This window comes from Acinetobacter genomosp. 33YU (assembly GCF_001990725.1).
Taxonomy (GTDB): Bacteria; Pseudomonadota; Gammaproteobacteria; order Pseudomonadales; family Moraxellaceae; genus Acinetobacter; species Acinetobacter seifertii.
The window spans coordinates 135,896-161,308 of record NZ_LFZQ01000010.1 but is presented as its reverse complement, the minus strand read 5'-3'; the positions used below and the strand labels follow the sequence as shown (position 1 = coordinate 161,308).

Sequence of the window (25,413 nt, the reverse complement as noted above, 5' to 3'; positions counted from 1 at the left end):
TATTTAAATCTATGATTCGAGTTCCCTCTCCAGCTAAGCTCAACCTGTTTTTACATATCACAGGACGTCGTGAAAATGGTTACCATGAATTACAAACCATTTTCCAACTCATTGATTTATATGACTGGATGACTTTTTCTCTTATTGATAAAGATGAAATCCAGATTGAGGGTTTAGGAGAGGTTCAACTTGAACAAAATCTGATTTATAAAGCTGCTCAAATACTTAAACCGCATGCAAAAAAACTCTCTGGTCTACACATCAAAATTGAGAAAAATATTCCAATGGGCGCAGGTTTAGGCGGAGGTTCTTCAAACGCTGCCACAACCCTCATTGTTTTAAATCAATTATGGCAATGTGGACTAAGTCAGGATGAACTTGCTGACTATGGCGTAAAGCTCGGTGCTGATGTTCCTATTTTTATTTATGGTAAAAATGCATGGGCTGAAGGCATAGGTGAACATTTATCATTCATAGACTTAGATCAAAAACAGTTCATTATTTTAAAACCTGATTGTTTTATCAGCACTCAATTGCTTTTTTCACAAAAAACATTGACAAGAGACTCTAAGACCACTAAATTTTGCGCCTATCAGTTAGAACCTTCTAATTTTGGAAATAACTTTGAGCCTTTGGCTAGAAAGTTATACCCTGAAGTTGAAGAAGCAATGCAATATCTTGATCAGTTTGGTCAAGCAAAGCTTACAGGTACAGGTGCTTGTGTTTTTACTGAAGTAACAAATGAAATGAATATTGATGACATTCTTAAGCATTCACCATGTAAAGCTTATGTGGTAAATAGTTTAAAAGAATCTCCTCTTAATCATTTTAAGGTTACAAGTTAGGGGCGTCGCCAAGTGGTAAGGCACCGGGTTTTGATCTCGGCATCCGTTGGTTCGAATCCAGCCGCCCCTGCCAATTTCACCTGTAATGATGATTATATTAGGGGCGTCGCCAAGTGGTAAGGCACCGGGTTTTGATCTCGGCATCCGTTGGTTCGAATCCAGCCGCCCCTGCCATTATATATCATCAAATTTAGGGGCGTCGCCAAGTGGTAAGGCACCGGGTTTTGATCTCGGCATCCGTTGGTTCGAATCCAGCCGCCCCTGCCATTCTTCTTATTTTAAAGACAGACTTAATTGCCTTGCTTTTTGTTGATTATCCTTGACATTGCACTGCAAAAATATTAAAGTTCTGCCGCATTAGGGGCGTCGCCAAGTGGTAAGGCACCGGGTTTTGATCTCGGCATCCGTTGGTTCGAATCCAGCCGCCCCTGCCATCTACTTCATTACATACCAACCGCCAAGGGTGCTTCATGCCCAATCTTGTCGTTTTTAGTGGAAATGCTCATCCACAGTTCGCTCAAAAAGTCGTAAGTCACTTACATATCCCTCTAGGTGCTGCATCAGTCGGTCACTTTTCTGATGGAGAAATTTCAGTAGAAATTACTGAAAATGTTCGTGGTAAAGACGTATTTATCGTTCAGCCTACTTGTGCCCCTACCAATGATAACCTTATGGAAATCTTGGTTATGGCAGATGCTTTGCGTCGTGCAAGTGCTGGTCGTATTACTGCTGTTATCCCTTATTTTGGTTATGCTCGCCAAGACCGTCGTCCACGTTCTGCACGTGTGCCGATTACAGCTAAAGTTGTTGCAGACATGCTTACCACTGTTGGTATTGATCGTGTCGTAATGATTGATTTACATGCTGACCAAATCCAAGGTTTCTTCGATATTCCAGTCGACAACATCTATGGTACTCCTGCTTTGCTTGCTGACTTACGTCAACAACAGCATGATAACCTTATGGTGGTTTCTCCTGACGTTGGTGGTGTAGTACGTGCTCGTGCTGTTGCCAAACAGATGGGTGATATCGATTTAGCAATCATCGACAAACGTCGTCAAAAAGCCAATGAGTCGCAAGTTATGCACTTGATTGGTGACGTAAAAAATCGTGATTGCGTTATTGTAGATGACATGGTTGATACTGCTGGTACATTGTGTAAAGCAGCTGATGCGCTTAAACAATTTGGTGCACGTCGTGTTGTTGCTTATGCAACTCACCCTGTACTTTCAGGTAAAGCAATTGAGAACTTACGTAACTCAGTCATTGATGAGTTAGTTGTAACTGACACAATTCCTCTTTCTGAAGAAGCATTGAACTTAGGTAAAATTCGCCAAGTTTCTGTTGCTAGCATGGTTGCTGAAACGATTCGTCGTATTAATAACGAAGAATCTATCAGCGCGATGTTCGATAGTTTATAATATTGCAGCTTTTCTTAACCCTGGCTTTGGCTGGGGTTTTCTATCACTAAACTGGTCGCAAGTTTAGTTTATTTAATCTTTAATGAGGATTTATCTCATGGCAAACTTCGTATTCAACGCTCAAGCGCGTGCTGAAGACAAACAAGGGAAAGGTGCGAGCCGCCGCCTTCGTCGCGAATCTTTAGTTCCAGCTATCATCTACGGCGGTAACGCTGAGCCTGTAAGTGTAACTTTAGAACTTCGTGAGCTTGTAAAAGCTTTAGAAAGCAATGCTTTCTTTGAAGAAGTTGTAGAAATCAAAGTGGGCGACAAAGTTGAAAACGTTAAAATCCAAGCGTTACAACGTCACCCATCTAAAAACACTCCTATGCACGCTGACTTCAAACGCGCATAAGTGTTTAAAGGCGTAAATTAGTGTCAAATATTTCGCTAATTGTTGGTTTGGGCAATCCTGGTTCAGAATATGCCCAAACCCGCCATAATGCAGGTTTTTGGTTCGTTGAACAGCTTGCAGATAAATATGGCATTACATTAAAAAATGATCCAAAATTTCACGGAATCAGTGGTCGTGGTAATATAGAGGGGCATGATGTTCGCTTACTTCTACCAACGACGTATATGAACCGTTCCGGTCAAAGTGTTGTTCCTTTCTCAAAATTCTATCAAATTGCTCCTGAAGCAATTCTGATTGCTCATGATGAACTTGATATGAACCCTGGTGTAATTCGTCTTAAAACAGGCGGTGGGCACGGTGGGCATAACGGTTTACGTGATATTGTCCCACATATTGGTCCAAACTTTCATCGTTTACGAATTGGTATTGGACATCCAGGTTCAAAAGAAAGAGTTTCTGGGCATGTACTTGGAAAAGCGCCAAGCAGTGAACAAAGCTTGATGGACGGAGCAATTGATCATGCTCTCTCTAAAGCGAAGTTACTTGTTCAAGGACAGGTATCACAAGCTATGAACCAAATTAATGCGTATAAACCAGCTTAAATTGTTGAACAATCAAGCTTGCTATCTTGCTTTTTTAGGAGCAAAATGCGCATCAGCCACCTTGCCAGAACGGCAAAGGCAAAAGATTTCACTATAAGATCTTCTTAGGTCTACTCAGGAGACGCTAGCCATGCTATCTCGTTTATTAAAATGCAAAATTCACCGTGCAGTTGTAACCCATGCTGAACTTCACTATGAAGGTTCTTGTGCAATTGATGGCGTATTGATGGATTTAGCTGGTATTCGTGAATACGAAGAAATCCACGTTTGGAACGTAACTAATGGCAAGCGCTTCACAACTTACGCGATCCGTGGTGAAGACAACTCTGGCATTATTTCAGTAAACGGTGGTGCTGCTCACCAAGCAGATGTTGGTGATTTAGTTATTATTGCTACGTTTGGTGATTTCACAGAAGCTGAAGCAAATGCTCACAAACCACGTTTGGTCTATGCAAACCCAAATAATACAGTCAACCACACAGCGAACTGCATTCCTGTACAAGTTGCCTAATTAAAGATTAAAAAAACAAGAAAGCCCGTAATACGGGCTTTTTTTATAGTGTCTATAAACTCCTAACCGCACCCTTCCACCAGCTTTGCTGCTGCTTACAATTTAAAGATTGTAGCTCTTCTCCTCGCAAATCAAACAGAATCGCCTCACCCTTTATATTTACCTTAAATTCAGCGTATTTTGCTTTTTCATAGCAATGAGCTAGACCTTCGGCAAATAAGAAGCTTCTAGAAGCTGGGTACAAAGCCTGCAAACGATTTTCAGGATTTTTTAAAATTAAGCTTTGCCCAGCAGATGAGTTATTAGTGTCTAAAATTGTACGAATTACTCGATTTTGTGAATCTAAAATAACTTTTGCTGGAATATTGGCATGATTAAAAATCACTTGATCTAAAGCATCACCTTCGCTTCCTGATGGTGATTTAAGAGATTGTAAATTTAATTCATACGCCAGCGCCATGTAGTCGCCTTGTAAAATAGAGCGAGGGTCAACGGGCTTAAGCTTAATAAAAATACTTTTACTCTGATGTAGATGCCATTCATTTTTCGCAACCAAACCTGTAAAAACTAATACAGTGACTATTGCAAGAATAAGAGAGAAATACTTTTTCATTAATTTTCTCCCTCAACAAAATTGTTCTTAGCTTCTTGTAGGAGCAACCTATATAAAGCCAACAATATAATTCCTGACACCAAGATTGATGCACTTTTAGCTAGAAAACTTAATTGCAAACTGTAATAAAGTTGCCAAAACACAAAGGCGAATACAAAGAGCGTAACACCATAAACAATGCGATCTTTAGTTTTTAAGGCCCATGTCAAAATTACAAATAGAATGAACACTTCAAAATAGCCAAGTGCAATAAGCAATATTCCAAAAAAGAGAAAAGCAAAAAAAGTTATAGTTTGAAGCTGCCTATATAGATAGAAAAAACTAAATAACAATAACCATAGACTTGGTAAGACATAGAAAAACCAAAATGGTTGATCAACTGAATTAATCAATTCAAGCCCTATAAAATTATCAAAGAATGAGCTCACCAACACAACGGCCAGCACACTTAAGAAAATACTCCGCTCATACGATACGATTGCTTTAATCCCTATCAGCAGTACTAAGCTAAAGATCAAATAGTTAAGTAAAGTTAAATTAAAATAAGTTTGAACAGAGTTTACTGACCATATTGAATGGTCTAGTTGCAATAGATAGAAAAATGCTATTCCATAAGTTGCGAGCATTTGAATTAAAATAAAGAACCAATGAGGCTTAAGAAAATAACTAATACATAGAATAAAAATCTGGGCAATCAACACCCATAAAATTTGATTTGTTTCAGATCCAAGATGGAATAAAAAAGCAGTTTGGCCACTAATAAATAAACAATATGCAAATTGCCGAATGAAATAATTTTGAGATTTTGTTAGTAAAGTTATAGCTATAGCAACAAATATGATGCCAATAATTAAAGAAATAGTCTCCCAAAATACGAGTGTAAATGCTGCAAGTGCTAAACCAGCAAGCCAAGCACCAATTGCTAAAGGAATGACATAAAAACGGCTTTGGCGAAAAATTCTTATTAAGAAATAACTAATAAGTGCAAACCAAGTAAAAATAATGCCCGCAATCAGTAAAAAAATGAACTCATTAGAATCTTTAAATAAATGATTAATCCCATCTACAAGCCATATTGTTGCAGTCACACCAAGAACAGCAGCCATTAAACTGGCACATAATTGATCATTTTTTTGGAAGAAATAATAAAAAGCGATTATTCCTGAAAGGAAAGCCGAGATCAGATAAGGAATGTTTGCATTCGATAAGTATTGAATCATTCCAATGATTGAAACGACAGCAAACCAAGCGATAAAAACAAAACGTAATGCACGATACTTCTTTATACAGACCCAAAACTCGATAAGGCTTAATAAATTTAGAGTGAATAGATATAAATAAGGAAATTTTTCTGCCCAAAAAGTCTGTCGAAAAAATAAAAAAAGTGTAAGTTGGCTGGTAATGCAAACTAAAGTAAAAATACCAATATTAGGTCGATATAACCAAGGTAATAAAAGCAAAGTCCAAATCAAGAACAATAAATAACTGTCTGCACCTGTTTGATAAACTTGTCCTATTACAGCCAAACTCAAACCGACCATCAAACCACAAATACCATGTAAGGTCTGCCGAACTCCCTCGCTTAAGGTATCTGTTACGCTCACCCAAGCGGTGACAAGTAATATAACAGGTGGAATGCTAAGTTGAATGCTATCAGGAAGCATCAACCAGTTAGCAGCAATCAAATACAGAATACTTACCGCCATAAATAGATAACTAAAAATATGGAGATGCTGAATAAATAAAGTATTCCTAAACGGATAAAAGTCTCTAATCTGCATGAAAAACCTGTTTTATTTATAATTTTCTATAAAAAACATAGCATTCACTTTTAAAACCAACAAGTAAGCTCTTGTTAAAAACCTATTTCGATTTCTAAAAATACTTATTCATAATGAGACTTAGCATTCTACAAAAGCATCTAGCCAATTTCTCCAAGCACGCTATAATAAAACCCATCGCTTCAGGGCGGGGTGTAATTCCCCACCGGTGGTAAAGTTAATTTTCATATATAAATTAACAAGCCCACGAGCTTAAATTGTGTAATTTGAGCAGATTTGGTGAAATTCCAAAGCCGACGGTATAGTCCGGATGAAAGAAGACGACGAACTGGGATAAATCCGTTTTATTTCAGTGCCAGCCTGTTTTTACATCAGTCCTGAAATGTTCAACCGTATTTTTACGAGAGCGTTTCATTATGTCTAGCTTAATTCAACCAGAACTTTTTTTCTCAGCCCTCTCTCCTGCTGAGCAGCGTATTCAACAAGCATTAGAAGATATCCGTCAAGGCAAACCAGTCTTGGTTATGGATGACTTTGACCGTGAAAATGAAGCAGATTTAATTGTTGCAGCGGAAACGCTAACTGCTGAGACCATGGCACGTATGATTCGTGATGGCTCAGGTATTGTATGTTTATGCCTGACAGAAGAATTAGCAGATCACTTAGATCTTCCACCAATGGTTTCTCAAAACTCAAGTCAGTTTCATACTGCATTTACAGTAACCATTGAAGCTGCTCAAGGCGTTACAACTGGTGTTTCTGCTAAAGACCGTGTAACAACCATTAAAACTGCTATTAAAGATGGTGCTGTTGCAAGTGACTTAAATCGTCCTGGTCACGTTTTCCCTTTACGTGCACGTAATGGTGGCGTACTTACTCGACGTGGTCATACTGAGGGAACAATTGATCTAGCCAGATTAGCTGGTCTCAAACCTGCTGGTGTGTTATGTGAATTGACTAATCCAGATGGCACTATGGCATCAGGCATTCAAGTTTTAGCATATGCACAAACTCATCACTTAACCGTTATTACGATTGAAGAACTTGTTCAATACCGTCAACAACACGGTATTTAAATAAAAAAGGTTTGGCTTTAGATCAAAGCCAAACCTATAAATTAAAACTTATTTATATTTAAGAAACTTTCTTTTGTACTGCCAGTTCTTCAACATAGTCCAAAAGTTCAGAGAACTGATTAATCATTGCTTTTGGCTGTGCTTGAGCAAGTTCTTCTGCAGTTCCATAACCATAAGTCACAGCTACTGCCTCAATACCATTGTGACGCGCACCTAAAACATCATATTGACGGTCACCGACCATTAAACACTCTTCTGGGTTTAATTGCTCATGCTCAAGAATATAATGAATAAGTTCAGCTTTATTGGTTCGTTCACCTGTCAATTCACTGCCATAAATATGTACAAAATATTGGCTTAATTCAAAATGGTCTAAAATTCGTTTCGCGTAAATCGTTGGCTTAGCAGTAGCGACAAATAAACGATATCCTTCGTCTTTTAATGCACTCAGTGTTTGTATTACAGATGGATATACTTCATTTTCAAACAAACCAATGACCGAGAAACGCTCACGATAAGCCAATAAAGCTTGTTCAGCTAAATCATCATCTTGAGTAGCCAATAATTTTGCAAGTGATGGTTTTAAAGGCGGGCCAATGGTCCAATCAATATTTAAATCGGCAGCTAATGGATAGCCAAGCTTGTCCATTGCATAGCGAATTGAAGTATGGATACCAACTTTAGGGTCTGTTAAGGTTCCATCTAAATCAATCAAAATATGTTTTATAGCCATTCAATCATTAACCCAGTAAAGTATTTAGTTCAATTGGTCGAGAGTTTAATCAAACTCTCTTATACTAACGTAAATTTAAATTGAAAAGGAAATAACCGTGCGTCCAACCGTACTTTGTTTCTCGGGTTTAGACCCTTCAGGTGGTGCAGGTTTACAAGCCGATATCGAAGCAATTGGACAAAGTGGTGCTCATGCAGCAATTGCATGTACTGCCCTCACCATTCAAAACTCACAACAAGTATTTGGCTTTGAAGCAACCCCAAAAGAACTCTTATTAGCTCAAGCAAATGCCGTTGTAGGTGATTTACCCATTAAATGTGTTAAGTCAGGTATGCTTGGCACTACAGATAATATTGCTGCACTTGCTGAATTTTTACGTGTTCATCCTGACTATCAATATGTACTTGACCCAGTTTTAGTTGCAAACAGTGGCGGTTCGTTAGGAGACCAAGCAACTTTAGTTAAAGCATTTGTTGAACTGATTCCCCTAGCAACGCTTATTACGCCAAATACAGTTGAATTACGTGCATTAACAGGTATTGATGATTTAGAACAAGCAACAGAAAAGCTATTTCAAATGGGTGCTAAAGCTGTATTAGTAAAAGGCGGTCACGAAGATACTCCTGACTTCATTAAAAATAGTTTATATATTGATGGTGAACTTGCAGCGAGTAGTAGTTGCCCTCGCCTTGAAGGTGAATATCACGGCTCAGGTTGTTCATTAGCAAGCTTTATTGCAGGTCGTTTAGCTTTGGGTGATTCTTTAAAAATTGCAGTACAACATGCAGAAACATGGCTATTTGGTGTTTTAAAAAATGCTGAAACGCCTGTACCTAATGGACAAAAGATTCCAAAACGATTTTAACAACCAAATAAAAAGGCGCTTTAAGCGCCTTTTTATTTATTCCAATTACTGAGGAATACGTAAAACTTGTCCAGGGAAAATCTCATCTGGATCTTTTAGCATTGGTTTGTTTGCTTCAAAGATTTTTTGATATTGGTTGGCATCACCATAAAATTCTTTCGCAATTTTTGAAAGATTATCACCTGATTTTATCGTATAAAATTTACTTTCTGGCTCAGGAGTAGCAACCGTCATTTGATCATCTACTTGCGCAACGTGGTCTACGTTACCAACAATAAGAATAATTTTTTCTTTGTCTGCTTGGCTTTGTACTTGACCATGAAGCGTCGCAGTATCAGTTGAACCATTATATGTTACAGATAGGCCTTCTACCCCTAAGCCTAAACTTTTAATTAATCCTAATAATTTATTTGCCACTTCTTGTGCAGAAGGTTCTGCTGGTGTTGCTGGAGCTGGTTGTGGTTCTGCTGGTGCGGTATTTTTCTTACCAATACCTTTTACAAAATCAAAAAGACCCATCTTTTAGTCCTCATATTATTGTTTATAGTAAAGTCATTAAACTGACCTTTATTGTTATACTTGAAAAAAGAGACACCTCTGCTATCAATTGAGGTTGATCTTGTAAAAATATGTATCCCTATCAATGATTTTGATTAAATAAAAAAAGCCACCTTACGGTGGCCTTCTTTTTAATCAGCAATATGCGAATTAACCAAGTTTTTTAGTTACATAGTCAATTGCAGATTGAACTGTAGTGATTTCGTTTGAATCTTCATCAGGGATAGTGATGTCGAAGTCATTTTCGAAAGACATAACAAGTTCAACTAAATCTAAAGAGTCAGCACCCAAGTCATCCATGAAAGATGCTTCGTTTTTAATCTCTTCAGCTTTAAGACCAAGTTGTTCTGCAACTGCTTGTTTAACGCGTTGTTCGATATCGCTCACAGGAATTCTCCTCATTGCTTGTGGCGTTTGATTTGCCACTAGTTTAATTGAATATAAAAATTTTTAAAAGTTTATACATCGGCGTTAGGCCATGTATAAACCACCATTTACATGTAATACCGTACCGGTAATGTAACCTGCTTTATCACTTGCAAGGAAACTCACCGCATTTGCGATATCTTGTGGCTCACCTAAACGATTTAAAGCCACTTGATCACTCATTTTTTTGCGAATGTCTTCACTAAGTGCATCTGTCATTTCTGTTGCAATAAAACCTGGTGCCACACTGTTTACAGTGATTTGGCGGCTACCCATCTCTTTTGCAAGGCTACGGCTGAATGCTTCAATACCTGCTTTAGCAGCAGAGTAGTTTGCTTGGCCTGGGTTTGCAAAATGAGCAACAACAGAACTGATATTAATAATTCGACCAAAACGTGCTTTCGTCATGCCCTTAAGTACGCGTTTAGATAAACGATAAACGGCTTTAAGGTGGATATTGAGAATGTCATCCCAATCATCTTCAGACATACGAAGCAACAAATTGTCTTTCGTAATACCTGCATTGTTAACGAGAACAAGTACAGGACCATAATTCTGTTCAATATGAGACACGACTGCTTCAATCTCATCGAGATTACGCACGTCTAGCGCCAAACCTGCACCTTGTTCACCAAAGCTATCTGTTAGCTTTTGTGCACCAGATTCAGAAGTCGCAGTACCTACGACAAAATAACCGTCTTGAATAAGTTGCTGGGCAATTGCAGCGCCAATGCCCCGACTCGCGCCCGTTACTAATGCAACTTTGCGTTCTTGTGTCATGCAATTTTTCCTTCTGCCACTAAAACAGCATTTAGGGCATCTTCCATTTTGCTCTTACTATCAATAGAAAAAGCTTTTTCGATATTTGGTAAACGCTTTGCGAGATTACTCAATACTGTACCAGGACCACATTCAACAATGTACTGAATACCTTGGTCTTGAAGAGACTGCATGGTACGTGTCCATTGCACAGACTCGTACAATTGTGCTGTTAATGCCTGACGTAATTGAGCAACATCGGTAGCAATTCCCGCGTTGACATTTTGTATTACAGGAATGGTAGGTAGCTCAATGGCAGTTTGTTCCAAAGCTTCTGCAAATTTTTCTGCAGCAGGCTTCATCAATGAACAATGCGAAGGTACAGAAACTGGTAAAGCAATTGCTTTAGCAGATTGTTCTTTTGCTAATGCCATCACTTGCTGTACAGATGCAGTACTGCCCGCAATTACAACCTGACCTTGTGAATTATAATTTGCAGCTTCAACTGAACCTTGACCTGATGCAGTTACACTCTGGCATAGTTCAACTACTTTATCATCGGCCAAACCAAGAATTGCAGCCATCGCACCTTCCCCTTGAGGAACAGCACTTTGCATGAGTTTTCCACGCAAATTAACTAATTTAACTGCATCTGCCAAACTCATTGAACCCGCTGCAACTAAAGCGCTGTATTCACCTAAAGAGTGACCAGCAAGGTATTTAGGCGCTAAACCACCCAAATCTAACCAAAGACGCCATAAAGCGATGCTAGCAGTTAATAATACAGGTTGGGTGTTTTGTGTTTGGTCTAAACCTTCACCACTTTGCGCAATGTGCCAAAGATCAAATCCTAGCGCGTCTGAAGCTTCAGCAAAAGTTTGCCCAACTCCACTAAACTGTTCTGCGAGTTCAGCGAGCATACCAACTTTTTGTGAACCTTGACCCGGAAACACAAATGCAGTTTTTGTGGCTAAAGCTACTTGTTCAAGACGTTTAGCAGACATAAGAAATCCTTTTTGGGTTTTCACTCATTTCTCTGGAGCGGAAATTTAACATTTAATTTGTATATTTATAATTGCGAAAAACAACAAAAAAAGGGAGCTTTCGCTCCCATTTTTTCTATACTTAAGCATCACGCTTAATGCATATCATGCAATTATTCAGCATCAGCTGCTTTAGCGAATAATTGGCGACCACGGTAGAAACCGTCTTTAGTCACGTGGTGACGACGATGAGTTTCACCAGTTGCTTGGTCTACTGTTAATGCATTCTCGGTTAAAGCGTCATGTGAACGGCGCATGTCACGGCGAGAGCGACTTTTACGGTTTTGCTGAACGGCCATGATGGCTCCTTACAAAGATCGAAAAAATGGATCAGAACAAATTCAGTTGTCTTATCTCATAATCATAACACAAATTATGAGTTAAGTTTACCCTTCAAACCTGCCAAAACATCAAACGGGTTATCCCGTTTCTCTTCGACAACGTTCTGAATGGTAGGTTGATGTTTATGTTCACAAGCATCATGCTTGGGAGATAAAGGCATCAACAATAACAGTTCATCTTCTAGTAATGCGAGCAAGTTAATCGAAGCAGGTGTATCAAAATCACCTTTTGTCGAAGACTCACTTTCACCTAAAACGATGAAATCAGCATCCTCATCCAAGCGCTCTATCAGTGACTCATCATCTACAAGTGCAATATGAAAGTCAGAAACAATTGACATTTCAACAGGTTCCAAACAACGTTGGCACTCCATTGGAACTTTTGTTTCCATATGACCATCTAACCACACAATGCGATGATAGGCATCCATTGATAGCTTACAGTCTATGTTGATCAATTGGTTATCAATTGATCCAACAGCTTCACGAGCAATACGAGTAAGACGAGACAATGGCAGTTGACCTGACCATGTAAAGCCTTGCTCAGCCCATTTAAACGGCTCAATCTGTGCCGGAAAGGTATTTGCTGACATAATTAAGGCGGCAATTCTACAAATTCATCGGTACTCTGTCAAAGATTAAGATACAATTTTGTACTTCTTTAGACAGAACTCGGGGTAAATTAAGCAATGCACCTGTTGCAGCCGCAACCTGAAGTTAACACTTCATTACTCGTTTGCACCCATTCAACTCACCAAAACACTCTTTTACCTGACATGGTGCAACTCTCACCATGGCCAAGCTCAAAATTAGAGTCTGAGCAAGTTGATTGGCTTATTTTACACTTTAATCACTGGTTTTCCCACCATAATGTGACATTAGTTCGTGGAGAATTTGAACCAGAATATTTCCCAGCAAATGAACATGAGCCAGCCAAAATTCAATTTGCCCATGGTTTTTTCAATAGTGCCCTGCATGAAATTAGCCATTGGACAATTGCAGGTGCAAAACGTCGTCTGTTGCCCGATTTAGGTTATTGGTATGCGCCAGATGGTCGAACTAAAGAACAGCAGGATTTATTTGAACAAGTAGAAATCAAACCTCAAGCCATTGAATGGTTATTTTCCCATTCTTTTGGCAGAAAATTTAGAGTCTCGCTCGACAACCTGACAGGTGATGGCGGAGATGGCAAAAAGTTTAAAGATAATGTTTATACACAAGTACAACGCTATTTTTCTGGAGAAGCTAAATTACCTGTGGATGCAGCAAGATTCATTGAATGTATTTGCCAATGTACGCGAGCAGGTGCAGCGTTACAATCAAGTGAGTTTAAACGTGAACTCCTTGATTAAATGACAAAAAAACTACGTAAGTTACTTGCTTCCCAAGTTTGAAAAGTCTAATACTATTTTTAATACTGGCGTGATGGAGTCTCTAAAATATGCTGCATTTACATGTACATCCTGAAAATCCACAGCAACGCCTCATTGATCAAGCGGTTGAGCGTATTCGTGCAGGCGATGTTGTGGTCTACCCTACCGATGCTGCCTATGCAATCGGATGCCAGATTAGTAATAAAAATGCCATGGAACGTATTGCTCAGATTCGTGATTTAGGCCCTAAGCATCAATACGCGATTATGTGCTGTGATTTATCAGATATCGCCACTTATGCAAAAGTTGATAATGCGACTTATAGATTATTAAAGGCAAATACACCTGCTGTTACGACTTTTATTTTACCCGCAACCAGTGAAGTTCCACGCAGGTTAATGCATCCTAAAAAGAAAACGATTGGTTTACGTATTCCAAGTAACCCAATTTGTCAGGCTTTATTAAAAGAACTTGGTGAACCTTTACTGACAAGTACACTAATTTTACCAGGACACGAAGACCCTCTTGATGATCCTTACGATATTGAAAATCAGTTAGCTAAACGGATTGATGTATTTATTGATGGTGGGTTCGGAACTTTGACAACCACCAGTATTGTTGATTTATCGGGTGAACATCCAGAAGTTATCCGTCATGGTGCAGGAGACGTAAGTGCTTTCGAATAAGCACTTACCCCCTTTTTACCAACAGTTAAAAAAAAAGTATTATCAAGAAAAAAAATACTCTTTATTTAGTTTGGATTTTTTTTACACTTTAGTCGTTAAGCAATTTATTAAAAGTCACAATTCCTTTAGAATGTTTTGCACTATCTGCTGTTCTTCTGCTACAGCTCTTATTGACTTGAAAACAAGTCTCATGCTTTTGAAAATTCGCGTGGCTTATAATCGTAATGAACCAATCACTTCATCAATCCATGGAAGACGTTCCACACATCCGTGTTTTAGATGAGTGGCACGACACGATTCCTGAAGATCTTTATATTCCTCCGGCTGCCTTTGAGATTTTACTCGAACAGTTTGAAGGACCACTCGACTTTTTAATTTATCTGATTCAGAAAAACGGTTTCGACTTGGTTCAGCTCGATATCGCCCCTATTGCCACTCAATATTTAGCTTATATGGATAGCATGAAATCCCTAAATATTGAGCTGACTGCCGACTACATGGTCATGGCTGCTTTATTGGCCGATTTGAAATCTCGCTTACTTTTACCTAAGCCAACTGTTATTAGTATTGAAAAAGATCCTAAGCAGGATCTTATTGATCGACTTGAGACTTATTTACGCATTAAGCAAGCTGCTGAGCGTTTAGGTCAAATGCCAGTTCTTGACCGTGATACGTTTAGTGCCAATGTAAGTTTGGGCCATATCGCACCTGTTTATGAAGGTTATGATGTTTCTGCGTTACATGATGCTTTGTTTTGCGTATTTAACCGTCCAGAACCTGTAACACATACAATTGCACAAGAGCCTGTACTGTTAGAAGAACGGATTGCATATATTGAAGAGAAATTAGAGTCAGGCGACGTGTTAAGTTTTAAAGAATTACTGAATCCGCAACAAGGCCGTATGGGCATGGTTGTAACTTTTATGGCTGTGTTAGAGTTAACCCGACAACAAAAGATTAAAATTATTGCGACAGGTGTTGAAGCTCCATTGGCTATTCAAGGGTCTGCGGCATGAGTTTTGAACAAAATAATACCGATTTGTCATTAGCTGACATTCATCACGAAGTTTTATTGCAACTTGAAGCGATTATTTTTGCCAGTGAAGCACCTGTTTCAATTGCTCGTTTAAAAGAAGCTTTTAATAATCAATATAATAAACAACAGCTTCGTCAGCTTTTACAACAGCTTGCCCTCTTACAACATGGCCGTTCTATTGAGTTGATAGAAACTGCGCAAGGCTTTCGTTTTCAGGTAAGATCCAAATATCGCAATATTATTGCGCAGATTTGGCCAGAGCGACCAACAAAACTGTCGCCATCTTTACTAGAAACGTTGGCTGTCATTGCGTATCATCAACCAGTCACGCGTGCTGATATTGAACAAATTCGTGGTGTATCTAATAATAGTCAGATTCTCAGAACGCTATTTGACTGGAACTGGATTAAAGAAGCCGGTTTTAGAGATTTACCCGGAAGACCTGCGTTGCTAATTACAACGCCTCAATTTCTGAATGCTTTTGGTCTAGCCTCTTTAGGCCAATTGCCTCCCCTACAGAACGCCAAGGAAGCATTTATGGCTCTCGATGCAAATGCACCGAAATCATAAAGAGGTGGACTGTTGATCATTATGTCTAAGGTTGTGCTGTCATGAGTGAAAAATTGCAAAAAGTATTAGCGCGAATCGGATTAGGTTCCCGTCGATATATGGAAGAGGTTATTGCCGCAGGACGCGTGAGTGTAAACGGCAGCGTTGCCCAAGTGGGTGAACGCATTGAACCAGGCGATGAATTACGCATTGATGGTCGTAAAGTTCAGTTTCAAATCGAAGACGAAATTCGTCGTCGTGTACTGATTTATTATAAACCTGAGGGTGAAATCTGTTCACGTAATGATCCTGAAAAACGTCCAACTGTATTTGATCATTTACCACAAATTGCAAATGACCGCTGGGTAATGGTAGGTCGTCTGGATATTAACAGTACAGGTTTATTATTATTTACAAATGATGGTGAACTTGCTAACCGCTTAATGCACCCATCTAATGAAATTGAACGTGAATACGCTGTACGTGTAATGGGTGAAGTAACACCAAAACTACGTCAAAACATGGTGAATGGTGTAGAGCTTGAAGATGGCCCAGCCAAGTTCGAATCTTTCTCTGAAATTGGTGGTGAAGGTATTAACCGCTGGTATCAAGTTGTGGTGAAAGAAGGTCGTAACCGTGAAGTACGCCGTATTTTTGAATCACAAGGCCTTAAAGTAAGCCGTTTATTACGTACTCGCTACGGTACTGTGATTTTACCACGTGAATTACGTACTGGCCGTTGGATGGAACTCGACAAAACTGATATCGACAACTTAGCAAAATCTGTTGAGTTAAAACCGCGTCAAGGTACAGGTTTATTTGGTATGGCGAAACGTCGTACTGACCGTATGACTGAAAAGCCAATGGCAGCGCGTCGTGGTGGCTATTTACGTCAACAACGTCGTGATGATGAAAAAGAAGCACCAGCAAACACCGGTAATCAGCGTAAATCGACTGGTCTTAACCGTGGATTTAAAAAGTTCTAAGATCAACTTTTAAATCAAAAACCGCTCAAATTAGAGCGGTTTTTTTATAGTTTGTTGTCGAATTAACTCATTTTTGCCAATTCAATCCACTCTGCTTCCGGAAAGTGAATAGCTAAATAATCTTTCAAATAATTTGAAGTATCTTGCGAAATTAATGGATCTTTTGATTCATCTTTTAGATTATAAACTAGAGCCTTTAATTTCAGCCCACGGGACTTAAGCGCCTCAAGACTAAGTAAAGTATGGTTAATACTTCCTAAACGACCTGATGTTACCAAAATAACAGGGAACTGATGCTGAGCCACATAGTCAATGGTGAGTAGACTGGTGGTTAAGGGCACCATTAAGCCCCCTGCACCTTCTAACAATACAATTTCAAAACGCTCAGCCAATGTTTGAGTCGCATTTTCAATTTTTTGAAAATCAATTTCTCTATTATCCAAGCGTGTTGCTAAATGAGGTGAAGCTGGATAGCTAAAGATTTCAGGCATAGTCAGCTTATCGTGATCTTCCTGAAACCAACCTTGTCCCATAATTTCACGATGCTTCTCGATGTCTTCAGAAATATCAGCATTACCTGTTTGAATGAGTTTTTGGGTAATTACTTTTTTACCTTGCTCAGTCCATAATTTTGCTAAAAAACCTGTCGCGTAAGTTTTACCAATTTCGGTATCAATCCCACTGACAAAATAGATCTGGCCACTCATTTACTTCACTCTCCGGGCAATACAATAAATCGGATGGTATGTTAGGGAATATCCCTCAGCGTACTTAAACCGATCATAATCTTGATAAAACTGCTGTAAACTTTGCTTAGTCCAACGATGCTGAGCGGTTGCCGTTACACCTGTTGCTTTCAAATGGTGTAATACAGCTTTAGGCGAATCAAAATAGAGCTGAGTTTCTGACTCAGATAAATGCAAAACTTCAAAACCAGCCTGAGTTAAGGCATTGTTCCAACTTTCAAGATTCCAATAACTTAAACCTTGTCCAGTTAGCTCTTTAATTTCAAATAGGTTCTTAGGGCCAAATGTTGAAAAGCATAGCCAACCACTGTCATTTAAAGCATCATTACAACGCTTAAGCAAACGTGATAAATCTTGCATCCATTGCAAAGCAGAACCTGAAACAATCATATCGAGCTGTTGAGGGAGTTCTAATATTTCAACATCTCCAATTAGCCATTTTAAATGCTCTTGATGATTGAAGTGCGCCTGCACCTCTGAGTACAGATCATTCAAAATTAAATCTTCAATTTGAAAAGCTTCAACAAGCAGACGAGTTAAATTGCCAGAACCACAACCAATTTCAAAAACACGTGACATCGTACTTGGGCAAAACTGCTTTAATAGGCCCATTAAATTTTGGCAAATTTGTTTTTGAACAACCGCATGCTCTGAATAGCTTTGCCCTGCTTTAGCAAAACGCTCGGCAACTAAGTTTTTATTCAGACTCACAGAAAACTCACCAGTGCTTCAAGCTCGTGTTGTTCGACCATTGACGTTAAAGAAATACGCAAACGTGAACTATTTTTAGGTACTGTTGGTGGACGTACAGGCATAGCATAAAAGCCACATTCTTGAACATGTTTTGCCTTATCAATAGCAGCCTGACTCTCTCCCACAATAATTGGAACAATATGACTGGTCGACGGACTTACATAACCCTTTTGTAAAATAGCTTGTTGAAGATATTGGCTAATATTTTTTAAGTGTTCACGCTGAGGCCGAGCAACCAATACTTTTTGGAATATAAAATTTGCCCAAGCCATAACAATCGGAGGTTGAGCTGTACTAAAAATAAGCGGGCGCATTTTATTAATGAGATAATCTTTAATAATAGGATGGCAAATAATGTAACCACCGACTGCTGCTAATGCTTTACCTAATGTGCCTACTAAAAAGTCAATTTCTTGAATGACATTATATTGTTCAGCACATCCTAAGCCTTGCTGACCACGCACCCCAATTGAGTGTGCCTCATCGACATAAAGCATGGTTTTAGCAAAACGTTTTTTAAGCTGGACTAATGCAGCTAAATCCGTTTCATCACCATCCATACTAAAAATACTTTCTGTGACCACAATGATTCGTTCAATCTTGTCATCATCATGATATTTTTGCAGAAGTTGCTCTAAGTGCTGTAAATCATTATGGCGATAACGCACATACTGCGCACCAGATAAACGTATACCGTCAATCATGCTCGCATGAACTAACTTATCTGCCAATATTAAAGTTTTGCTATCAGCAACAGCTGGTAAAATACCAATATTCATGTGATAGCCACTATTAAATAACAGCGCTGACCGACCACCAAATGCCTGACTTAGGCTATTTTCCAACTGTTCATATTCTTCAAAGTTACCTGTCAGTAAACGAGCCGATGAAGAACTAAAATAGCTGCGCTCCAAAGGTAAGCTATCTAAAAACTCTTGGCGAAGATTAAGATCAGCCGCCAATCCAAGATAGTCATTTGAAGCTAAGTTGAGCATTGTTTTATTTTGAATAGTAATAAAACGGCCATGCTGCACATTTTGGGTAAATTGTCTAAAGTTACCTTGTTGTTTTAACTCATCTAACTCGGTAGCAAAATGATCAAGCAATGACATCTTAATGCGCTCCCTGCAATGTTTTAACAACTTCAACCAATTGTTCAAGTAAATCGCTTAGCTCTTGTTGAGTAATGACATAAGGTGGCATCACATAAACCAGTTTGCCAAAAGGACGAATCCAGATTCCACGATCTACAAATTGTTGCTGTAAAATCTTCATATCAACATTAAAGGTGAGTTCCACTACACCAATCGCCCCGAGCACTCGCACATCAGCAACATAATCAAGCTGATTTAAAGGCATTAAATATTGGCTAAGCTGTTGTTCAATTCGCTTAATATTGGCCTGCCAATCTTGCTCAATTAATAATTGCGTACTTTTTAAGGCAACAGCACAAGCAAGCGGATTGGCCATAAAGGTTGGGCCGTGCATAAATACTCCAGCCTCACCGCGACTAATCGTTTCTGCAACATGCTTTGTTGTTAAGGTCGCAGATAACGTCATATAGCCGCCTGTTAAACCTTTACCTAAGCACATAATATCCGGTTCGACTTGAGCATGTTCCCACGCAAAAAGCTTACCGGTACGGCCAAAGCCAGTAGCGATTTCATCAAAAATTAATAACAGATGATACTTCTCGCAAAGCGCTTTAGCCTGACGTAAATATTCAGGATGATAAAAACGCATGCCCCCTGCACCTTGAACAATTGGTTCAATAATGAGTGCGGCAAGATCTTCATGATTTTGCTGAATGGCTTGTTCTAGCTCGGCAATATCTTTTTGGTTCCATTCTTCATGGAATTTGGTTTGTGGTGCAGCCACGAAAAGACGGTTCGGTAAGCTGCTACCAAAAATTTGGTGCATGCCTGTAACAGGATCACATACAGACATCGCATTCCATGTATCACCGTGGTAACCAGAACGCGTAGTAATAAAATTTGTTTTTTGCGGTTGGCCTTGTGCTGCCCAGAACTGCACAGCCATTTTCAGAGCAACTTCAACGGCAACCGACCCTGAATCTGCATAGAAAATTTTATCGAGACTTGGCGGTGTAATTTTTAAAAGAATTTTACCAAGCTCAATCGCAGGATCATGAGTTAACCCCCCAAACATGATATGTGACATGTTCTGTAATTGATCTGTCACTGCCTGATTGAGTTCAGGATGGTTATAGCCGTGAATTGCACACCACCAAGAGGACATGCCATCAATTAAAGTTCTACCATCATCGAGTTCAATCGTCGCACCATAAGCACGCTTAACTTTGAATGTTGGTAACGGTTGGGTCATTGAAGTATATGGATGCCAAATATGTTCCAAATCAAAATTATCGGTCATCCTCTATACCCTTTTACAGCGTTCAAATCTCTCATTGAACACATGTTAAACCTGTTAATAATGAAAGAAAATTGCGATATCAATCAAAGCTTATTAACTTTGCTGATGAATTGTTAAAAATTGGCAGATTTCTTCAATTGTTCTTTCTACCTGTAAGTACGGAAAAGCGTGTGTAGCGTCTTTTAGTAACTTATAAGTCATGTTTTCTGTAGCGAAATCCTTAAAATTCTCGATAATTTTGCAAGGAATGACATTATCTTGCTCAGCAAACAGATGAAGCTGTAGACCTAAATAGTTTTTTAAGTTATCTACCAAGTTTAACTGTTCTAGCATTTTTAAACCGTCTACCAGTATTTCCTGTGCGGGTGGATTTGCGATGTTTTGTACACTCATCCAATCTTGTTTCGCTTGAGATGAGCCAAGTGTAATCAAATAATAAAAACGCTTTAAAGTGGTTTGTGGGTTCTGTAAAAAAGACGCTTTAAATTGACTAAATACATCGGCAGGCATTGAGGTTTGCCAATTATCATGAGCAACGAAACAAGGGTTTGAAGCGAGCGTAATTAAAGTTTTTGTTTGCCCTGTTTGCTTGTAAAGAATATCAACCAGTTGAGTTGCTAACTGCCCACCTAGAGACCAGCCTATTACCACATCAACTTCAGCCACTAAATCAAGCTGTGCTTGAAAGTTACGATCTAAAACATTAAAAATATTAATCAGTTGTGTTTCAAAACCAGCTTTTTCCAAGTGCAATTTAAGTGATTGCAAAGGTTCTATGCCTACTCCCCAACCTGTAATCAATAAGATTTTATTTTGTAACTTCATATGCCTGTCCACAGCCAACTTTTGCAAGATTATATATTAATATCAATTTTAAATATCTTTTAAAATCAATATAAAATTAAATTTCACAAAGTAAAATTAGACATTTAGAGGCGTTTAATATTCTGAAATATATTGATAACTAAGGCCTAAATTATTCATATGAAACATACAAAACTTTAATTATCTAAACATTGAAGCAAATCAAAAAACAACATAATCCACACTTCACCCATAAATCCATTGTGCAATGTAATTAATGTTAATACTTATGTTTTTTTATTAAAAAAAATGACTCATCAATTCATTTTAATGCTAGAAGATTAATTATTGATCGAAAATATTGGGCAGATTAATATGAATAGTCAAAGTATAATATCTGATGGGAGAGAAAAAGATACATATTTTGTTACACCCAATGATATTATAAATACCTTACCTTCAGATAAAAATTATTGTTTATTTCTAGATATTGATGGAACATTAGCTCCATTTCAAATTCACCCTGAACATAGTTTTATTCCTAATACTACATTAGAAGTTATAACAAAAATTATTGAATTAAATATACCAGTGGTTGCTGTAACAGGTCGTGATGTTGAAACGGCGAGTAAGCTGCTTCAGTCTATTGAAGTTCCTATAGCCGGGCTACATGGTTTAGATATTTATTTTGACTCTAGCACTTATATTCGTCCAGACTTAAGTGATATTAATTTTAATAAATTAAAAGAAGATATTATAAAATCTTGTGAAAAATATCCCGATTTATTAATTGAGGATAAAGGATATTCTATTGCTTTACATTATCGAAAAAATCCAGAATTAGAAAATAATGCAGTTTATATTATGCAACAGGTTAAATATTTTCATCCTCAACTAAAATTAAATAGAGGAAAATTTGTAGTTGAATTAGTACCTAAACAGGCAGATAAAGGCAAAGCAATTCAAACTATATTAAATCATCTTAATTTACCGTCAATTCATCCGATATTTATAGGAGATGACTTAACAGATGAATCGGGTTTCACATTTATTAATCAACAATTTGGCACTTCAATTAAAGTAGCTTCTGGTGAAACAGAAGCTCAATATAGATTAAAAGATATTAATAGCGTTTCTAATTTTCTTTTTTTCTTTCTCGAAAAAATAAAAAAGTTATACGTCAAAAATAGTCAAGATCAGAATGGAGAACAAATATGTCTAAATTAATCGTGTTATCGAATCGAATAAGTATGCCATCAGGTAAGGCTTCAGCAGGTGGCCTTGCAGTAGCTGTACAAGACGCATTAAATGACAGTAACGGTATTTGGTTGGGCTGGAATGGTCAACAAATTACCGATACCGAAGCACCTGAATTCGATCAGGCATATTCTCATGGGATTGACTACATTACCTGCCCTCTTACACATCAGCAATATGCACAGTATTACTGCGGTTTTGCTAACAAGGTCTTATGGCCTGCTATGCATCATAGAGACGATCTGATCGAATATGATGCTGAAGAATATAATACTTACCAACGGGTCAATCGTTTATTTGCCGAAAAATTAAAACAAATTGCTCAGCCGGATGATGTTATTTGGGTACATGACTATCACTTTTTTAGTGTAGCTCGTCATTGCCGCGAATTAGGAATACAGAATAAATTCGGTTTCTTTTTACATATTCCTTTTGCAAGCTTAAACATTTGGCGCAAAATTCCAGTTGCATTACAACTAGTACAAGACCTTTGCCAATATGATGTAGTTGGTCTACAAACCCAAGCTGACCAAAACACATGTATGCAAACCTGTATGGGCTTACTTGAAGCTCAAAAAATACTAAGCGACCGAATCAGTTATAAAAAGCGTCAAGTATTGATTAAGTCCTACCCTATTGGTGTACAACCTGAACTTATTCAGCGCCAAGCCCAACAGGCATTTCAAACAGCAAATGTATTTAACTTTGAAGATATTCCACGTCAAAAAACTATTATCGGTGTTGACCGTATTGATTATTCAAAAGGTCTACTTGAGCGTTTCAATGCATTTGCAACCTTTTTGGAAACCAATCCTGAATATCATAGGCTAGTACGTCATCTACAAGTTGCAACACCTTCACGTACAGATATTCCAGCTTATCAACGTTTATATCAACGTTTTAAAACCAAGTTAGAGCTGATTAATCAAGAGTTTGCACAGGAAGACTGGCGTCCAATTGATTGCTGCTATGACACCGTTAAACATGACAGCCTAATGCATATTTATCGCAATTCTGATATTTGTTGGATTAGTTCACTACGTGATGGTATGAATTTGGTCGCAAAAGAATATATTGCGGCTCAAGATCCAGAAAACCCAGGTGTACTAATTTTATCTAAATATGCTGGTGCAGCTGAACAAATGACTCAGGCCTTGATTGTTGACCCAATAGATCGAGCAGCAATGATGGATACTCTAAAAACCGCTCTAGAGATGTCTAAAGCTGAACGTATTAATCGTTATGAACAGTTAATAGAGGGTTTAGCAACCACGGACTTGAGTGATTGGCGTAATAATTTCTTGAAAGATTTAGAAAATGCTCCGACTTTCACGAAATCTAAATTCTCATTACAAGATAAGTATTTACCCACTTATCATGTCTTATAATAATTCACACTCACAGAACATCGAGAAGTTTTTCTCGATGTTCTTTTCGGCTGGTGAGTTAGCTTAAGTTACTTTGCCTTCACAAGCGTAAAGCGATTGAGTACAGGAATCATGATTAATAAGACAGCTACCCCAGATAGGACTGTGGTTAGACTGGTCCACTGACCAATTAAACCGATTAAAGCTGGACCACTTAATGACCCTGTGTATGCAATAGTTGAAACCAAAGAAAGCGCTGCTGCTTTAGGCATGTCATTTTGACGGCCAACACGAGAAAACATAACAGGCACAATGTTAGAGCATCCTAAACCTAAAAGTGCATAACCCAATACTACAACTTGCCAAACAGGTGCCATCACAATAGTGACCATAGCAAGCGCGGCAACAATTGCACTATAGGTCACAATGGTTTTCTCCCCCCATTGTTTTAACAAGAGATGTCCTGCAAAACGACCACTTGTCATACTAAGTGCAAAGAATGTATAAGCCAGCCCCGCAAAGGCAGGATTCAGCTGATATTTACTAGTCAAATAAATACCACCCCAGTCCATTGCTGCACCTTCTGACAAGAAGGCAATGAAACACATCATTCCAATCAAGAGAATAGTACCATTCGGGCGCGAAGTTTTTTTAGGTGCGTCAGTTATTTCAGCTGCACCTTGTTCATCTTGCTCAAAGGTTGTTAAAGCAGATGGAATAGCAACAAAGCTAACGACCAGTAAAATCATGACCACAGACAGCGTACTCATGAGTGGTGAAAGGCCAATTGCTAGTAGCGTGGTGACAAGCATGGCACCTGTTAAACCACCAAGGCTGCACATACCATGGAAACTAGACATGAGTGCACGTAAGCTGTGTTTTTCCACCACAACTGCCTGCAAATTGATAGCAACGCCGAGGCTGCCTGCTGCTGTACCAAAAATAAATAACGCCACAGCCATCGATACAAGACTATGCCAGATCGTTAAACTTGGTAATAACACCATTAAAAGTATGGTTGCCACTGCAATTAATGGACGGCATCCCCAACGCTTAACTAAAGCTCCTGTCGCAGGCATAGCGATCATTGAACCGATTCCCATGCAAAGAAGCAATAGACCAAAATTTGCATGATTTAGGTTTAAACGTTGCTGTGCATAAGGAATGAGTGGTGCCCAAGCAGATATCGCAAAGCCCAAGCTAAAAAAGCTGAGACGAGTTGCTAATCGTTGTGTGCTTAAGAGAGAAGCTGTATCTAAAACAGCAGACTTGGAAAATAACATATACGCGAAGCTCACCATAAAACCATTGGCGATCCATACCAACCGATTCCCCATAGAAAAACCCTTGCCATATTAAGTTTCAGGCAAGGGTTTTTATTGGCGAAATTATATCCAATTCCATAAAAAAAACATGGGGTCTGACACAATTTTTCTGACTTTTTTGTAACTACCAAAGCCTTATATAGTAAGGCTTTGAATATATTCAATTTGA

Annotated in this window: 29 protein-coding genes, 4 tRNA genes and 1 riboswitch; of the genes, 18 read left to right on the top strand and 15 right to left on the bottom strand. The window is 38.5% G+C overall.

Features of this window, described 5'->3' with window-relative positions:
* Window positions 1–11: 11 nt before the first annotated feature.
* From ispE to panD, 9 genes are all read left to right on the top strand, one after another.
* Window positions 12–845, top strand: a complete 834-nt coding sequence (ispE, locus tag AC056_RS13455; protein WP_004703380.1) for a 4-(cytidine 5'-diphospho)-2-C-methyl-D-erythritol kinase — start codon at window positions 12–14, stop codon at window positions 843–845.
* Window positions 844–918 (top strand) — tRNA-Gln (locus AC056_RS13450). Before ispE ends, AC056_RS13450 begins: the two co-directional genes overlap by 2 nt.
* 26 nt (window positions 919–944) lie before the next feature.
* Window positions 945–1,019 (top strand) — tRNA-Gln (locus AC056_RS13445).
* A gap of 18 nt (window positions 1,020–1,037) precedes the next feature.
* Window positions 1,038–1,112 (top strand) — tRNA-Gln (locus AC056_RS13440).
* A 92-nt stretch (window positions 1,113–1,204) separates the two neighbouring features.
* A tRNA-Gln gene (locus AC056_RS13435) sits at window positions 1,205–1,279 on the top strand.
* Window positions 1,280–1,315: 36 nt separating this feature from the next.
* Window positions 1,316–2,266, top strand: coding sequence for a ribose-phosphate pyrophosphokinase (locus AC056_RS13430; protein ID WP_004703381.1), 951 nt, complete (start codon window positions 1,316–1,318; stop codon window positions 2,264–2,266).
* Between the two features lie 97 nt (window positions 2,267–2,363).
* Window positions 2,364–2,660: a 50S ribosomal protein L25 gene (gene rplY, locus AC056_RS13425; RefSeq protein WP_002050375.1), complete on the top strand. Its 297-nt coding sequence runs from the start codon at window positions 2,364–2,366 to the stop codon at window positions 2,658–2,660.
* Between the two features lie 20 nt (window positions 2,661–2,680).
* Window positions 2,681–3,262, top strand: coding sequence for an aminoacyl-tRNA hydrolase (pth, locus tag AC056_RS13420; protein ID WP_077163879.1), 582 nt, complete (start codon window positions 2,681–2,683; stop codon window positions 3,260–3,262).
* Between the two features lie 130 nt (window positions 3,263–3,392).
* Window positions 3,393–3,773 (top strand): aspartate 1-decarboxylase, encoded by a 381-nt coding sequence (gene panD / locus AC056_RS13415; protein WP_004703382.1) that lies wholly within the window; start codon window positions 3,393–3,395, stop codon window positions 3,771–3,773.
* Between the two features lie 52 nt (window positions 3,774–3,825).
* Here panD and AC056_RS13410 read toward each other — a convergent pair whose 3' ends face one another.
* A complete protein-coding gene (locus tag AC056_RS13410; protein WP_077163878.1) occupies window positions 3,826–4,386 on the bottom strand; it encodes a GDYXXLXY domain-containing protein in 561 nt (186 codons plus the stop codon).
* Window positions 4,386–6,167, bottom strand: a complete 1,782-nt coding sequence (locus AC056_RS13405) for a DUF2157 domain-containing protein (protein ID WP_077163877.1) — start codon at window positions 6,165–6,167, stop codon at window positions 4,386–4,388. The genes AC056_RS13410 and AC056_RS13405 overlap by 1 nt, the downstream gene beginning before the upstream one ends.
* Before the next feature lie 175 nt (window positions 6,168–6,342).
* A riboswitch (FMN riboswitch) is annotated at window positions 6,343–6,493 on the top strand.
* A gap of 90 nt (window positions 6,494–6,583) precedes the next feature.
* On the opposite strand from AC056_RS13405, the gene ribB reads away from it, so the two are divergent.
* Window positions 6,584–7,243, top strand: coding sequence for a 3,4-dihydroxy-2-butanone-4-phosphate synthase (ribB, locus tag AC056_RS13400; protein ID WP_077163876.1), 660 nt, complete (start codon window positions 6,584–6,586; stop codon window positions 7,241–7,243).
* Between the two features lie 58 nt (window positions 7,244–7,301).
* Here ribB and AC056_RS13395 read toward each other — a convergent pair whose 3' ends face one another.
* A complete protein-coding gene (locus AC056_RS13395) occupies window positions 7,302–7,976 on the bottom strand; it encodes an HAD-IA family hydrolase (RefSeq protein WP_077163875.1) in 675 nt (224 codons plus the stop codon).
* 97 nt (window positions 7,977–8,073) lie between these two features.
* Here AC056_RS13395 and AC056_RS13390 point away from each other — a divergent pair, with 97 nt between their 5' ends.
* The gene (locus tag AC056_RS13390; protein ID WP_077163874.1) at window positions 8,074–8,841 is read left to right on the top strand and encodes a hydroxymethylpyrimidine/phosphomethylpyrimidine kinase; all 768 of its coding nucleotides are present in this window, start codon (window positions 8,074–8,076) and stop codon (window positions 8,839–8,841) included.
* A 45-nt stretch (window positions 8,842–8,886) separates the two neighbouring features.
* Here the strand turns inward: AC056_RS13390 and lysM are convergent, their stop codons facing one another.
* From lysM to AC056_RS13360, 6 genes are all read right to left on the bottom strand, one after another.
* Complete coding sequence (gene lysM, locus AC056_RS13385) at window positions 8,887–9,360, bottom strand: peptidoglycan-binding protein LysM (RefSeq protein ID WP_004703391.1); 474 nt, start codon at window positions 9,358–9,360, stop codon at window positions 8,887–8,889.
* A 189-nt stretch (window positions 9,361–9,549) separates the two neighbouring features.
* Window positions 9,550–9,786 (bottom strand): acyl carrier protein, encoded by a 237-nt coding sequence (gene acpP / locus AC056_RS13380; protein WP_001279871.1) that lies wholly within the window; start codon window positions 9,784–9,786, stop codon window positions 9,550–9,552.
* 84 nt (window positions 9,787–9,870) lie between these two features.
* Window positions 9,871–10,605 carry a 3-oxoacyl-ACP reductase FabG gene (gene fabG / locus AC056_RS13375; RefSeq protein WP_000191300.1) on the bottom strand — a complete coding sequence of 245 codons (735 nt, stop codon included), beginning with the start codon at window positions 10,603–10,605 and terminating at the stop codon, window positions 9,871–9,873.
* A complete protein-coding gene (gene fabD, locus AC056_RS13370) occupies window positions 10,602–11,588 on the bottom strand; it encodes an ACP S-malonyltransferase (RefSeq protein WP_004703394.1) in 987 nt (328 codons plus the stop codon). Before fabD ends, fabG begins: the two co-directional genes overlap by 4 nt.
* A 152-nt stretch (window positions 11,589–11,740) precedes the next feature.
* Window positions 11,741–11,926, bottom strand: a complete 186-nt coding sequence (rpmF, locus tag AC056_RS13365) for a 50S ribosomal protein L32 (RefSeq protein WP_000290730.1) — start codon at window positions 11,924–11,926, stop codon at window positions 11,741–11,743.
* 74 nt (window positions 11,927–12,000) lie between these two features.
* Entirely contained in the window at window positions 12,001–12,561 is a 561-nt protein-coding gene (locus AC056_RS13360) for a YceD family protein (protein WP_077163873.1), read from the bottom strand.
* A gap of 96 nt (window positions 12,562–12,657) precedes the next feature.
* On the opposite strand from AC056_RS13360, the gene AC056_RS13355 reads away from it, so the two are divergent.
* The 5 genes from AC056_RS13355 to rluB all read left to right on the top strand — a co-directional run bounded on the left by AC056_RS13355 (window position 12,658) and on the right by rluB (window position 16,598).
* Window positions 12,658–13,320, top strand: coding sequence for an elongation factor P hydroxylase (locus tag AC056_RS13355; protein ID WP_049066122.1), 663 nt, complete (start codon window positions 12,658–12,660; stop codon window positions 13,318–13,320).
* Between the two features lie 89 nt (window positions 13,321–13,409).
* Window positions 13,410–14,027, top strand: a complete 618-nt coding sequence (locus AC056_RS13350; RefSeq protein ID WP_077163872.1) for an L-threonylcarbamoyladenylate synthase — start codon at window positions 13,410–13,412, stop codon at window positions 14,025–14,027.
* Window positions 14,028–14,251: 224 nt separating this feature from the next.
* The gene (locus AC056_RS13345) at window positions 14,252–15,043 is read left to right on the top strand and encodes a segregation and condensation protein A (RefSeq protein ID WP_031944538.1); all 792 of its coding nucleotides are present in this window, start codon (window positions 14,252–14,254) and stop codon (window positions 15,041–15,043) included.
* Complete coding sequence (gene scpB, locus AC056_RS13340; RefSeq protein WP_004703403.1) at window positions 15,040–15,633, top strand: SMC-Scp complex subunit ScpB; 594 nt, start codon at window positions 15,040–15,042, stop codon at window positions 15,631–15,633. The genes AC056_RS13345 and scpB overlap by 4 nt, the downstream gene beginning before the upstream one ends.
* Window positions 15,634–15,674: 41 nt before the next feature.
* A complete protein-coding gene (gene rluB / locus AC056_RS13335; RefSeq protein ID WP_004703404.1) occupies window positions 15,675–16,598 on the top strand; it encodes a 23S rRNA pseudouridine(2605) synthase RluB in 924 nt (307 codons plus the stop codon).
* A gap of 62 nt (window positions 16,599–16,660) precedes the next feature.
* On the opposite strand, the gene bioD is transcribed toward rluB, so the two are convergent.
* The 5 genes from bioD to AC056_RS13310 all read right to left on the bottom strand — a co-directional run bounded on the left by bioD (window position 16,661) and on the right by AC056_RS13310 (window position 21,316).
* On the bottom strand, window positions 16,661–17,305 hold the full coding sequence (bioD, locus tag AC056_RS13330) for a dethiobiotin synthase (protein WP_004703405.1): 645 nt from the start codon (window positions 17,303–17,305) through the stop codon (window positions 16,661–16,663).
* Window positions 17,306–18,055 (bottom strand): malonyl-ACP O-methyltransferase BioC, encoded by a 750-nt coding sequence (bioC, locus tag AC056_RS13325; RefSeq protein ID WP_077163871.1) that lies wholly within the window; start codon window positions 18,053–18,055, stop codon window positions 17,306–17,308.
* Entirely contained in the window at window positions 18,052–19,209 is a 1,158-nt protein-coding gene (locus tag AC056_RS13320) for an 8-amino-7-oxononanoate synthase (protein ID WP_077163870.1), read from the bottom strand. Before AC056_RS13320 ends, bioC begins: the two co-directional genes overlap by 4 nt.
* A 1-nt stretch (window position 19,210) precedes the next feature.
* Window positions 19,211–20,491 (bottom strand): adenosylmethionine--8-amino-7-oxononanoate transaminase, encoded by a 1,281-nt coding sequence (bioA, locus tag AC056_RS13315; protein WP_077163869.1) that lies wholly within the window; start codon window positions 20,489–20,491, stop codon window positions 19,211–19,213.
* A gap of 93 nt (window positions 20,492–20,584) precedes the next feature.
* Window positions 20,585–21,316: a hydrolase gene (locus tag AC056_RS13310; RefSeq protein WP_077163868.1), complete on the bottom strand. Its 732-nt coding sequence runs from the start codon at window positions 21,314–21,316 to the stop codon at window positions 20,585–20,587.
* Between the two features lie 354 nt (window positions 21,317–21,670).
* On the opposite strand from AC056_RS13310, the gene otsB reads away from it, so the two are divergent.
* A complete protein-coding gene (gene otsB / locus AC056_RS13305; RefSeq protein ID WP_139344661.1) occupies window positions 21,671–22,522 on the top strand; it encodes a trehalose-phosphatase in 852 nt (283 codons plus the stop codon).
* Entirely contained in the window at window positions 22,510–23,940 is a 1,431-nt protein-coding gene (locus AC056_RS13300; RefSeq protein ID WP_213033495.1) for an alpha,alpha-trehalose-phosphate synthase (UDP-forming), read from the top strand. Before otsB ends, AC056_RS13300 begins: the two co-directional genes overlap by 13 nt.
* Before the next feature lie 68 nt (window positions 23,941–24,008).
* On the opposite strand, the gene AC056_RS13295 is transcribed toward AC056_RS13300, so the two are convergent.
* The gene (locus tag AC056_RS13295) at window positions 24,009–25,202 is read right to left on the bottom strand and encodes an MFS transporter (RefSeq protein WP_077163899.1); all 1,194 of its coding nucleotides are present in this window, start codon (window positions 25,200–25,202) and stop codon (window positions 24,009–24,011) included.
* Between the last annotated feature and the right edge of the window lie 211 nt (window positions 25,203–25,413).